The organism is Tenacibaculum sp. M341 (genome assembly GCF_004337695.1).
Taxonomy (GTDB): domain Bacteria; phylum Bacteroidota; class Bacteroidia; order Flavobacteriales; family Flavobacteriaceae; genus Polaribacter.
This window is the reverse complement of record NZ_SJXJ01000034.1, coordinates 19,907-33,902: the sequence shown is the minus strand read 5'-3', so window position 1 is coordinate 33,902 and position 13,996 is coordinate 19,907. Positions and strand designations below refer to the sequence as shown.

The following is a 13,996-nucleotide window of genomic DNA, read 5'->3' as shown; positions in this document are numbered from 1 at the left end:
CAGCCATTGCGAACTGTTTTGTAAACTAATGACGAGCTTTTGTCTTGTTCTTTCTCCTTTTATTAAATCTCTAAATCTAAAACTTTAATAAAATTTATTCCTAATACAAACATAGGATGACTACTTTCATTAAGCATTATAGAGCTTCATTTTAGATTAAATACAAAAAACCGCAACTACCTTTCGGCAGTTACGGCTTTATCAATAATCAGCTAATAATTTTATAGAACCTATCTCTTAATAATTTTCTTTTCAGAAATTATATTTCCGTTTTTATCGTATAACTTGATAAAATAGAATCCTTTTGGCACATCTGAAACATTCATAAAACTAGAAGATTCTAATTTTTGCTCTTTCAATACTGTACCTGACGGACTGAATAATTTTACTTCAGAGATTCTTTCATCATTAGAAAAATGTAATCTATCAACTACTGGATTAGGGAACAATCGTACTTGTTGAGTTACCGTAGTACTTTGTCCTTGACTTGTGTATGTAACACTTAACTTAGCTGCAGCTACAGATGCATTTTCTTTAGATGCAAATGCAAAATCATTTCCGTTGGTCATACTTACCAATAAACTCAAAGGACTATTTGTAAGAGTTGATACATTTAACGGAATTACAACTTCGTTAGCAACATTATAATTCTTATTAACTTGCCCTAATAAACTTCCTTTACCTGGCTTATTAGTGTTTGATAAATTAGTCTCTGTCCAACTAACACTATTTCCTTTGTGTACTTGTACGATTCCGCTACCAGAATCACTATATACCGTAAATGATAAAGAAGCTTTTTCTATTTTTCCTGAAATAGAAGAAAGATCAAATAACAAATATCCTACTCTCTTACCATTTTCAATTCTTATCATATCTGAATTATAGTTAGCACCACCTTGTAAATACGAATCTTGAACTGGTGCAAAAGTTGCTTCTTGCTCAGTTTCGTGATTCTTAATTACATTTACTCTATCTACATTAAATAAATATCCAGTAGTACCTTTAAATACTAATCTTAACGTACTTTCTCCTGATGTTAAATCAATATTTGCTGAATATTTTGTGTACTGATGCCAATCTCCGTTTACAGGTATTGCAACACTTCCTACAGAAATACCATCTTCAAAAAATTCAACTTCTCCACCACTTCCTTTACTAGAAGCATATACATCAAAAATATACTCGCCAGAAGAAGGTACTGAAACTTCATATTCAGTGTAATCTCCGTTCTGAATGAACCCGATATTTTGACCTGTTGTTTGTGGTGTGTCTTCTATTTTTACAGTTCCTGATTTACTAGTGTAATTTTCTGCCTGAATATTACTTGGTAATTGAATTACTTCACTTGCAGCTTTTACCGTAATACTCACCGGACTTGAAGTTGTTACTGCTCCTGAATTATCCGTTGCTTTAGCTGTAATACTATAAGTTCCTGCCTGAGCAATGGTAGTATCTGTAATATATGGTGCTGTATTTTCAGTTGCTATTAAACTTCCGTTAGCAAAAAACTCTACTTTAGCCACTGTACCATCTGCATCTGATGCATTTGCTGTTAACTGAATTGTTTCATTTACTGAATAATTACTTCCGTTTACTGGAGAAGTTAACGATACTTGAGGAGACTCATTTCCACCACCACAATCTGTTAATACTTCTGCAGGACCAACTCCAACTGGTTTTGTGTAAGTTTTAGATAATACAAACTTATCCATTTCAAATCCGTCTTCTCTCATTGAAAAAGAAACGGTATGAATACCTGCTGTAGGAACGTTGATAAAAATCTTTTCAGGCTCTCCACAATGATTAGCTCCTGTACGTTGCTTGCTCTCCCATGTCCATTTATTTTTACCAGTACACCACTGCATTCTTTGTCCTGAAGCTGGCCATGTACCATCAATACCTACATGAACTCCGTTATCTTCTGAACCTGTAGAATGTGCTCTTACCCAAACAAAATATTTACCTGGTGACGTAAACTTAATTTTGTAATCAATTATAGCTACTTGACCTGGTGTATTTGAAAAACTTTCACCAACAGCTAACGGATCTCCATGCGTTACTCTTGTATCTGGTAAAATTTCAATATACTCAGTATCGCTTGCTCCTGTATTATGTTCTGGGTCTGGATCTGGTCCTGGTAAGTTAGATGCTGAACTCTTATACCACTGTCTTTTTGATGTTTTAGATTGACCAACAAAATGCTCAGCTTCAACAGCTACTACTCCGCCTTGCTCTAAAGCAACACAATCTCCGTCTCCATCACCATCTCCTGGATCACCTCCACCAGTATTGTCTTTTTTAGTAATTAATGCTACCCAGTCATTATTATCAGGAGCTACTAAACTTCCGCCTAAAGTGTTTTTTCCTGATAAGTTACCTCCTGTTCTAGGATTAAACCACTGTACATTGTATTTACCATTACCGGTTGGTAAACTTAAACCTGTTGATCCTCCATTTGGACGGTATACAACATATACTTCTGAAGGTTTTGCAAAAACAAAATCACCTCCGTCGTTCGTAACTCCATCAGAACTTACCATATCAATTAAATATGATTGTAAGTGCGTATTAAAAAAATCTAAAGCATAACTTCCTTCTTTGTACTTTTTACCTCTTTTTCTGTGATCGTTACCATTAATATCTCCATCATCATTTAAATAACCACTATAGTATTCAACTCCTGCTCCACCAGCAAGTAATGTACCCCAAAGTACTTTTTTTCTTACATCTTTATCAGATACTCTAATTCCTTGCGATGCTGAACCTTGCTCGTCATTTGCTACTACCCATTTTTTACCTGAGTTTTTAGACTTTTTTAACCAGTTGATTACATCATTATGTATTGAGTTTTGATTTGATTGTAAAGAGGCTCCAGTTAAATCAGACGCATTTCCTAAAAGTGGTGTATAACGTTGATCTTTTTCTCCTGGATAGGTATGAATAACAATATTATGGTTATATGGATCTAACTGCTTTATATACGTAGCTGTAGCTTTTACTACATTATTTGGTAATGTAGTTTCTTCTGTTAAATTCCAATTTAATGCTAAGTGATGAGAAAATCTAGCAATAAGTTCTCGGTAGTATAACTTTCTTTGTTTACCAAAAGTATTACCGTCCATTTTATTATCATTCTCTGTTTCCATGGTTTTAAAGTGAAGATAGATTCCTTTTTTATCTGCATACTCCATCACTTTTTCCCATTGCGCCATTTTAGAAACATCAAAACGATCTTTGTGTACTTTGTTCCACTGCTGACTTCTACCTGTATTTCCATACTCTTGTAATGATACTTTTAAAATATGAGGAAAAACTGCACCACAATCTCCACTGGTGTTCCATGTTAAAAACGACATAACATTAGCACCTTGCTTGTGAAGATAGTTGACCATTCCTAAAATTTCAGTTCCTTTACCATTAGCCCAAGTATACGCACTTGCATCTGTAGCTGCATAATCTTGTTGATGTGGTTGCCAAGTTTTACTTCCTATTTTATTTAAATTGTTAGTATAACTTGGTGTAGCATCAAAATCTACATAATTAAAGGCATTTTCAGGAGAATCAGCACCTGCTTTTACAAACCAATCTCCGTTAGGTTTTGTAGGATTGGTTCCTGTAAAACGTAAATAATGCTCGCCAATGTATTGTAAACGACCTTTATTTTTAGCTCTGTAATCTCTTCCTGTTTTATCAGATTCAGCTACAGAAAAATTACCCGTAGCTCCATCCATAAAACCACCGCTAGATCCACCTCCGTTAATAGCTACATCTGTACCTTTTTTAAAAGAAGCTTTCCAACTCCAAGATCCTGTTTGATCTGGACTAAAGTTTACACTCCATTTATTACCAGAGCTACAACTGTTATTCTCAGCATTACCACAGGCATCAAAAAAACCTGGAACTGTATATGATCTGTTACTAGATGTATGTGTAAACGTTACATCTAATCTAAAATCTGAAAAAGGATTTGGGTTCGCTGTTTCAGAAGTATTAGGTCCGTTAAAAGTAAGTTTTAACTTGTGCCATCTTTTTAGTTCTCCCGTGGGTGTTTGAGAAAACATTGTAGCACAACAGAATAAAAAACACAATAGGTGTTTTAAATTAAAAAATTTCATGATTTTAATTTTTAATTTTAGGTTGATTATTTTAAATAGTAACCTATTACTAGGAATAGGGGATTCATAAAAAAATTTAGAAGTATAAACAGCCAAATGAAACTTTGGTTCTTATTAGAGTTTTAAGTTCATTTTTTGATGTTTTATCTAATTTGTAAGCTAATTTTAAAGCTGTTTATAAATATTAAGTTTTTTTTAGGGGTTCGTTTATTATCAGCTGATTATCACAAATTTAACATTATAATCTTTCTCTCTTTTAAGAAAAAACATCAAAAATTTAAAGAAAAAAATCAAAGCTAATTAACTTAATAACTTATAAATAGCATCATTATTATTTAATAAAACACTCCTACTTTTTTTTCTTTTTAAATATTGAATAATATCTACTTCTTAAATTTTAAAAAACATTATTTGTAAATTTTATCTCTTTAAATTACCAATGGTACAATTCGTATGTTCCTTTATACTTTTTTATCAGTTCAAATTATTTTCTTTCTTTTATTTTGAAAAAATGTAGTCAATTACTGAATAATGTTTAAAAAACAGTAACAAAAAGTGACAATTTCATTAATTATTTAATTTTCAATACCTTAACTTTAGAGTAAGAAACTCAAATCTTACAATAATTAAACTCTCTATTAGTTATAAAATCAACCCAATATGAATTTAATATAAATGAAAATGACTACAATCCCCATTTATCCCTATCGTAAAAAAGTAATTCTTCAATTACTAAAAATTATCTTTTTGTTCTTTTTTGCTTTTAGCTTACATGCTAAAAGCAACCCGCACTGTAATGAAACCTCTGCCAATATTTTTTTAAATAAAAATACAACTCAGTTAGCTTCATTATTGTTATTTACACTAAACAGTAATTCTCAAAATCAAACCCAAGCAACAAAAAAAACTATTCATACTATTTTTAGTTGGCATTTTATTGTGTACTCCATTGCTATTCCTTTAGGTTTATCTTACTTTTTAAAAATTAAAACGAAGTACCAACAAGAAAAAAAGCAACGAAAAGAAATAGAATTACAACTAACTAATTATGAAAAACTAGTTGCTCAAACTAATCAGCAAATAACATTGTCTTCTTTGAAAGCTTTAGAAAGTGAAACATTTGAAAAAGATTTAAAAAAATATTTAAAGAATCTAAAAAGTGAAATTCCTTCTAAGTATCACCACAAAATTGAACAATTAAATTCTTCTATTAAAAATAGACCAAAAAACAATTGGAAAGAGTTTGAAATTCATTTTCAAAATATACACAAAGGCTTCTTTTGTAAGTTACAAGAGGAATATCCTGATTTAACTGCATCTGAATTAAAATTGTGTTCTTTTTTAAAATTAAAATTAAGCTCTAAAGAAATTGCCAACTTAATGGGAATAACTGATAGAAGTGTTAAAATGAGCAGGTATAGAGTTCGAAAAAAGTTTAATATTTCAAGAGAGGTTAATCTTGTTGAATTTATTTCTAAATTCTAATTAATTACCACTTTTTAAATTGATAAAATAGATACCTCGAATAATACATTCGAGGTATTATTTTATGTTATTATAATTTGAAAAAGTTAGCTCTTAAAAAATCAAAACTCATTTTAAAACTACTATTCATACTACATTTTACTTTTTAACAAACTTCATTTTAGATGTACCATTAACATTCACAATATAAAATCCAGTAGTAAGGTTGGTTACAGAAATTTCTTCCTTTTCGCTAGTTGATGCTAACGTTTTTACCTTTCTTCCTTGAATATTATATATAGAAACCTGATCACCAGCTACTAATCCTGATACAAATAATACATCTTTTGATGGATTTGGAAATAAAAACAACTTCCTTTCGTCTTTTTTAGAAGTTATTGGTGTTGAAGTAAGCTCTTCTCTACTAGAAACAACATTATCTTCAACTATACTCCATTTTTGGTTGTTATTGTTTGCATTATAATTCCAAATAATAGCATTTGCATTTACAGCTCCTCGTGCTCTATCCAGTCCTAAATCTTCACAATGCATAGGCTTTAAACCATACACTCCATTTCCATTAGCCACTACTTTCCACTTTTGATGATTAGCCATAGCCTTTGTCCATGTAGCTACATTTACTCCGTTACTACAATCTGCATTAGGCACCTCTAAATATCTTTGAGTTCCTTTATTTTGAACTGAGTATACATTATCTCCTAAATGTGTGAAAATCCACTTTTGATCATCAAAATTCGCTGCATCATGCATTCTTGCACTATGATTTTCTAATCCTCTTGCCAACAATCGCTGAGTGCCAAACGGTGACTTGATAAAATAGGTTCCATTAGAAATTAACTGGTTAAATACATTGATACCAGTTACTTCATCATTGTCTAAAGCCGACTGATAATCTGTTCCAACTGGTCTTATGTGAGCTTTTAAACTGTAGCCATTTCCTGAAGTTGTAACCGAAGGAAGTGCTATGGTAACACTTTTATTCTTGTTTTCTCCTGAAGTAACTTCCTCTACTTGTGCTGCTACCCAAGTTCCGTTGTTCCAAAAACTAACCACAACTTCTCTATTGGTTGATGCACTATAAACTACATCAAAAGTATAGCTATCTGCAGGACTTAATGTAGTAGCAACATTTGCTAGTTTTATTTCATCTTTAATAGCTACTACCGCAATACCATCAACTTGATCATTGTCTATAGCTGATTGATGATCTGTTCCAATTGGTCGAATATGTGCTTTTACAACATACCCGCTTCCTGCTACTGTAACAGAAGGCAATGTTACGGTAACATTTTGCTTTTTAGCATCACCTGCTGGTACTTGAGCAACTTCTGCTGCAATCCAAGTTCCGTTATTCCAAAAACTAACTACAACTTCTCTATTAGTTGATGCACTATACACAACTTCAAAAGTATAAGTATCAGAAGGACTTAATACTGTTGGAACATTACTCAATTGAATTGTATCTACTGTAGCATCTCCTTCTCCAGTATCTTCAACAGCATTTACTCCTGCCGTCCATCTAGTTCCTCCAAGTTCATAAGCACCTATATCTGGCTTATTTCCATTAAATTTCTTGTCAAATCCAGCTATTACAATACCAGCATCTACAACAGATCCATTTGCTAAAGGCATAAAGTTTAACCCATTTGCGTCTTCAAAAGGAGAAGTACTATTAATGATGTTATTTTTATACTCAAAACCTGGAGCAATATGCCAACCTGGATTATTTGAATAGTTGTTATACACTCTGTTATCGCTCTGTGGATATCCGTTTACCCAAGAGTCCATAGCTTCACCTGCATTCCAAATTGTATTATGGAAAAAATCTAAATGCTCATTATTCCAGTTTACCTGATAACCAGTCCAAGACACATTCCACACTACATTATGATGCACTACATATCCTTTACTATTGTTATCTAAATAAATTCCTGCTGCTTTATTACCTGCATAAGCTGGTGGTTTTGAATCGTGAAACCAGTTATGATGAATTTCAGTTCCTTTTCTTCTATCATCACCAACAGTGTAAAACACTCCTGAATCAGCATTAATTAACTGAGCTCTAGATACGTCGTTATAAGCAACTTCACAATTATCACCACTTACATACATTCCGTCTCTACCAGAGTTTGTAATTTTATTCTTAAAAACTTTTACATTATTTGCTCTAGTTCTAATAGGTGTTGCATGAATACCTAAATAATCAATGTTAGAAATTGTGTTTCTTTCAACAATAGCATTATGAGCACCTGCCCAACTCTGAATTGAAATTCCATTTGCTGAACTATGGTTAACCACACAACCTCTAATAACAACATCTGGCGCAAGCACTTCAATTGATGACTCTCCTACTCCTGCACTTGTATTATTAATATTATCAAACCCTTCACTACCGTGAATTACTTTATTGTTCTCAAAAATAGTAGCACGTCCATTAATTTTTACACTACCTCCAAAAAATTCAATTCCTTTAACTTTTATAAAATCACCTTTTAATTCTGCAATAAACTTACGAGTTGCGTATTCTACTGAATTGTTAGTTGGTTTTTTTCCATTTGCAGGCTGAAAGTAAAGTGTTTTACTAGCTTTATCGTAATACCATTCTCTTGCATAATCTAATGCTTGTAACTTATTAAATAAATATAACTGCCCTCTATGACCGTTTCTTAAAATAGTTGGATTATGAGGTGTAAAAGGCCATTTATTAATGTTTACTCCCGCATGTTCAATTCTATTAGCAGTACTTTTGGTAATTTTCCTTGTCCAACTGGTACCAGAATGACCTCCTATATAATAGACCAAACCACCTTTCCAATCAAAATTTGGCATACCAGATACACTGAAAAAGTTACTACCTCCATTGTCAATAAACTTACAATCTACTGTAAATCTATTATTGTCAGTATTATTTGGCCATCTTGCCAAATCCATGTGTTTTTGATTGTGGTACACATTTCTAAATCTTTCTTCAATAGCCATATCAACAGAAGTTTTGTAGATGTTACCTGAATGTAATTGCCATCCATTGATAAACTTTGTTGCTTTAATTTTTACATTTTCTCCATCAGCAGCTTTAAAAGTTAAATAATTAGCTTTTGTTCCTTTTTTATTAACAATTAAAGGCTCGGTATATACTCCGCCTCTGATGATGCAAACATCACCTGCTTTCATAACAGAAACAGCCTTACTAAAAGTTTTGAAGGGTTGATTGTAAGAACCGTTATTTGTGTCTTTTCCATTCTTTGCTACATAGTAATCTTTTGCATGTAATTGCTGAAGCAAAAGACAGCAAAACATGAACATGAAAAATAGTTTGTTTTTCATAATTAAAATCATTTTAGGGTTAATGTTTTATTCAGTATGATGGTGACTATTCAAATCAACATTAGAAAATCCTTGTTTTTACACAACAAAAAACAAAGAACACTAACAGTTGATAACCAAATAATTACAATGCAAATAACTTTATAACCTTTAGATTTATTATATGAAAACAGGTATATAAAAAGTATACAAACGGAAATATTAAGTAACAAAAAACTCAATATTTTTAAGAATCACTAAAATCAGAGTAACATTTGTAATTTTTCATAAAAAATAGATACGAAAAAAGAGAAATAAACAACAAATTAGAATATATAAATTGAGAGATCTATTTTAGATTACAATACTTCTTAAAATGATATTTATTATAAAATAAAAACGCCTTTGTTTATGTTTTTAAACAAAGGCGTTTTAATATAAGCAAACTGCTTAAAATTACGTTTTAAACATGTTTTCCTTTATTCCAACCATGCTTACCTAAGTATTGTTCTCCACTTTCAACAGCACCATCTTCAATACTTGTTCCCATAGAGTCATTCCATCTATTTAAATAACCGAAAAGAGAAATTACACCTAACATTTCTACAATCTCTCCTTCATCCCAGTATTTATATAACTCTTCTTTAATAGTTTCATCAACATTATTAGGAACAACTGAAGCAGCTAACGAAAAATCAAGGGCTGCACGTTCTGCATCAGAAAAAGCAGGATGTGTTTTGTACTCCCAAATGTTATCTAATTTTTCTTGTTCAGCACCATAACGTTCTGCTGCTCTAATTGCATGAGCCTGACAATAACGACATCCAGTAGCATTACTACTAACCCAAGCAATCATTCTTTTTAACGCAGAAGTTACTCTACCATGGTTTGCCATTACCGCTTTATTTAAATTTATAAAAGCTTTAGAAATATCTGGTCTGCGTTGCATGGTTAATACAGAATTAGGACAAAAACCTAATGTTTCATTATAAAAATCCGATAATCTTTTCGTTTCTTCATCATGATTCGGATCTAATGGTGTTACTAATGGCATAATTATATTTTAATTTAAGTAGTTTTGTAATCTCATACAATAAACAAAAAAAATCTCAAATGGCATCTAATATTGTAACAACAGAATGGAAGAAAAATTTATTATTTAAAAGTGACAATCCAAATGGAGCTACCATTTTGATGGATACTTCTTTTGCTAATGGAGGTAACGAGGTTGGTGCGTCTCCTAAAGCTTTAATGTTATCGTCTTTAGCCGGATGTTCTGGATTAGATGTAGTAATGATTGGTGAAAAAATGAGAGTGAATTTTGACGATCTTAAAATTACTGTAGAGGCTAACTTAACAGAGGAGCATCCTAAATTTTATGATAAAGTACATGTAATCTATCATTTTTACGGAAAAGAATTGAATGAAGAAAAATTAAAAAAAGTAGTAGACTTATCTGTTGAGAAATATTGTGGAGTTATGGAAATGTTTCGTCAATTTGCTACCGTTACTACTGACATTAAATATTATAACGAATAACATATATGCGATGGACTTTAAAGCCTAGCCCAAACATATCTATTGTAAAAAAATTAGCTGATGAACTTTCCATTAACACAAAGCTTGCTAAGCTTTTAGTGCAACGTGGAATTACAAATTTTGAAGAGGCCAAAGAGTATTTTAGACCCTCTTTAAAAAGCCTGCACAATCCATATATTATGAAAGATATGGATAAAGCAGTTGCTAGAATAGAAAAAGCAATTTATAACAATGAACGTATTTTAATTTATGGTGATTATGATGTAGACGGAACTACGTCTGTTTCTTTAATGTACTCCTATTTAAAAACGTCTTATGATAATTTGGCTACCTATATTCCTGATAGATATGATGAAGGATATGGAGTTTCTTATCAAGGAATTGATTTTGCCGATGATAATGGTTTCTCTCTTATTATTGCATTAGATTGTGGTATTAAAGCCGTTGAAAAAGTAGCCTATGCAAAAGAAAAAGAAATTGATTTTATTATTTGTGACCACCACAAACCTGGTGCTGTTGTACCTGATGCTGTTGCTGTATTAAATCCTAAGCAAGTAGATTGTAACTACCCTTATAAAGAATTATGTGGTTGTGGTGTTGGTTTTAAATTAATTCAGGCTTTAGCTGATGCAAAAGGTAAAACTATAAATGATTTATTGCCTTTTTTAGATTTAGTAGTTACGGCTATTGCCGCGGATATTGTTCCGATTACTGGAGAAAATAGAGTATTGGCTTATTATGGGCTACAAGTACTTAATGATAGTCCAAGAACAGGAATTAAAGCACTCACTCACCTATCCAACAAAAAAAAGCTTACCATTACCGATGTTGTTTTTGGAATTGCTCCTAGAATTAATGCTGCTGGTAGAATTAAGCATGGTAATTTTGCTGTTGAATTACTTACAGAAACTAATTTTGAAACCGCTTTAGAATTTGCAGGTACTATTGAAACTTTTAATACTGATAGAAAAGTGTTAGATAAAACAATCACTAAAGAAGCACTGCAGCAGATTGAAGATTTAGGAGAAACTGAAACATTCTCTACCGTAGTATATGCTGAAAATTGGCATAAAGGTGTTATTGGTATTGTAGCTTCTAGATTAACTGAAACCTATTATCGCCCTACAGTCGTATTTACTAAAAGTGGCGATAAATTAGCGGCATCTGTTAGATCTGTAAAAGGCTTTGATGTTTACAATGCTTTAGAAGGTTGTGAAGAGTTTATTGAACAATATGGTGGACATAAATACGCTGCTGGTTTAACTCTTTTACCAGAAAACTACGATAATTTTAAAGCTAAGTTTGAAGAAGTTATTAAAAACACCATCGACAAAAAGTTATTAATTCCTGAGATTACTATTGATGCTGAACTTGATTTTACAGATATTACTCCCAAGTTTTACAGAATTCTTAAACAAATGGGACCTTTCGGACCTTTAAATATGAATCCTGTTTTTAAATCAACTACTGTTAGAGACAATGGGTACGGAAAACAAGTAGGCGAAGAAAAAACGCATTTAAAACTAAATGTTTTTCAAAGCAGTAATCAAAACACATTTGGAGCTATTGGTTTTAATTTAGGTGATAAATTTAATACCATTTCAAACGATTTTGATATTGTATATCAACTTGAAGAGAACACTTGGCAAGGCAACACTTCTATTCAACTACATTTAAAAGATTTGAAGTAGTTTTCCTTTATTTTTTTGGGCATTACCACAAGGGTCGGGCTTTTCGCAGTCGCTTTTAAAATTTTTATTTCATAAATTTTAAAGAGCTTCAACAAACGCTACAATCCCTAATGCAAAATTGACACATCAATAATTAATGTTTTTTACCTGAAATTAATCTATACCTCATTAATACTTAATTCAAAATTTGACGTATTTTTATAAAGCTCGTCAAATATTCTTGATTTGACTTTCTTATACCTAATTTAACTTTATTAAGAGAAACCAAATAGTCAATCAATCTACCCTAATCACAATCACCTAAAACTCTATTGTAAACGATTTTGATATTGTATATCAACTTAAAGAGAACACTCAACAAGTTAATACTTCTATTCAATTACACTTAAAAGGTTTAAGATCGTTTTTAAGTAAACTTACAACACATTGATTTAACATAAAGTTTTGTATTATTTTAACATTTTACATGCGAAAGATGTTTTTTATTGCTTTTTTTAACTACTTTAATTTCAATTAATTAAAAACTCTTATCTAAAATGAAAACAATGAAATTCGCAATTGCGTCAGCAATCTCTGCCTGTTTATTAATGGTAGCTTGTAATAAGCCTGACGAAGAAGTAGATTTATTACCTACCAATGAAATTGAAGAAAACTCTACAAAAGTATTATTAAACGACCCTCTTACCGAGTACATCCCTAACCAATATATTATTGTTTTAGAAGATGGTACTCTTAACAAGCCAGCTGCTAGAGGCAGTAAAATAGCTTATGAAAAAACAGTAACTTCTTTAAAAAAAGAAGTTATTTCTGACTTTAAAAACGTTAGTTTAAAAGAAAATAATGTTAAAAAAGCTTTTGGATATGCTTTACAAGGTTTTGTAGCTAACCTTACCCAAGAACAAGTAAAAGAGCTTTCAAACGACCCTAGAGTTAAAGCTATTGAAAAAGATTATATTATCTCAATATCTTCTGCTTTAGATATTGATTTAGAACAATCTTCTTCTCAACGAACTCCTTGGGGAATTAATAGAGTAGGTGGTGCTCGTGCTGCATCAAATAGAACTGCATGGGTTTTAGATTCTGGAATTGATTTAAATCATCCTGATTTAAATGTTAATGTTTCTAGAAGTAGAACATTTGTTACCAGCGGAGCAGACTCTAGAGATGCAGACGATAGAAATGGTCATGGAACTCATGTTGCAGGAACAATTGGAGCCTTAAATAATAATTTTGGTGTAGTTGGTGTTGCTCCAGGAGCAAAACTAGTTGCCCTTAAAGTTTTGGCAGGAAATGGTTCTGGAGAATTCTCATGGACTATTGAAGCCTTAGATTATGTAGCATCTAATGGAAAGAAATGGGATGTTGTTAACATGAGCTTAGGTCCAAGAACAAGATATACAAGTGTGGCTGTAGACAATGCTGTTAGAAACGTAGCTTCTAAAGATATTAGAGTAGTTATGGCTGCAGGAAACTCAAATGATGATTCTCGTTTTTACTCGCCTGCTAGAGTAAATGCTAAAAGAGTATTTACAATTTCTAACATGAATAGAAATAATGATATTGCCCCTACTTCAAACTATGGTTCTCCTGTAGATTTTGCAGCACCCGGTACAAATATTTTATCTACTTGGCCAGGTGGAAGGTATGCTACTATTAGTGGTACCTCTATGGCAGCTCCGCATGTAGCTGGATTATTACTATCTGGTGGCGTTAAATCTGGCGGTAGAGTTAGAAACGATAAGGACAACAATAAAGATAAAATTGCTGTTAGAAAATAAACTTTAAAGCTCTTTTACAACATAACATACACTGGATTATTAAAGTCTTCCAGTGTATTTTTTTTTCAATCACTTTCACCTAGCT

7 protein-coding genes are annotated in these 13,996 nt (G+C 31.8%); 4 read left to right on the top strand and 3 right to left on the bottom strand.

The genetic code is table 11. The features are described from left to right. Positions 1 to 230 precede the first annotated feature (230 nt). A complete protein-coding gene (locus EYW44_RS21175; protein ID WP_132727624.1) occupies positions 231 to 4,115 on the bottom strand; it encodes a carbohydrate-binding protein in 3,885 nt (1,294 codons plus the stop codon). Between the two features lie 681 nt (positions 4,116 to 4,796). Between EYW44_RS21175 and EYW44_RS21170 the strand changes: the two genes are divergently transcribed. Continuing rightward, entirely contained in the window at positions 4,797 to 5,600 is an 804-nt protein-coding gene (locus EYW44_RS21170; protein ID WP_132727621.1) for a helix-turn-helix transcriptional regulator, read from the top strand. A gap of 138 nt (positions 5,601 to 5,738) precedes the next feature. On the opposite strand, the gene EYW44_RS21165 is transcribed toward EYW44_RS21170, so the two are convergent. Then, on the bottom strand, positions 5,739 to 8,924 hold the full coding sequence (locus EYW44_RS21165; protein WP_165872297.1) for an RICIN domain-containing protein: 3,186 nt from the start codon (positions 8,922 to 8,924) through the stop codon (positions 5,739 to 5,741). 442 nt (positions 8,925 to 9,366) lie between these two features. Continuing rightward, a complete protein-coding gene (locus tag EYW44_RS21160; protein WP_132727615.1) occupies positions 9,367 to 9,957 on the bottom strand; it encodes a carboxymuconolactone decarboxylase family protein in 591 nt (196 codons plus the stop codon). A gap of 59 nt (positions 9,958 to 10,016) precedes the next feature. Here EYW44_RS21160 and EYW44_RS21155 point away from each other — a divergent pair, with 59 nt between their 5' ends. The 3 genes from EYW44_RS21155 (at position 10,017) to EYW44_RS21145 (ending at position 13,911) form a co-directional block, all read left to right on the top strand. Next, a complete protein-coding gene (locus EYW44_RS21155) occupies positions 10,017 to 10,442 on the top strand; it encodes an OsmC family protein (protein WP_132727612.1) in 426 nt (141 codons plus the stop codon). Positions 10,443 to 10,447: 5 nt separating this feature from the next. Then, positions 10,448 to 12,133 (top strand): single-stranded-DNA-specific exonuclease RecJ, encoded by a 1,686-nt coding sequence (gene recJ / locus EYW44_RS21150; RefSeq protein WP_132727609.1) that lies wholly within the window; start codon positions 10,448 to 10,450, stop codon positions 12,131 to 12,133. A 545-nt stretch (positions 12,134 to 12,678) separates the two neighbouring features. After that, positions 12,679 to 13,911 carry a S8 family serine peptidase gene (locus tag EYW44_RS21145; RefSeq protein WP_165872296.1) on the top strand — a complete coding sequence of 411 codons (1,233 nt, stop codon included), beginning with the start codon at positions 12,679 to 12,681 and terminating at the stop codon, positions 13,909 to 13,911. The last annotated feature ends 85 nt before the right edge of the window (positions 13,912 to 13,996 follow it).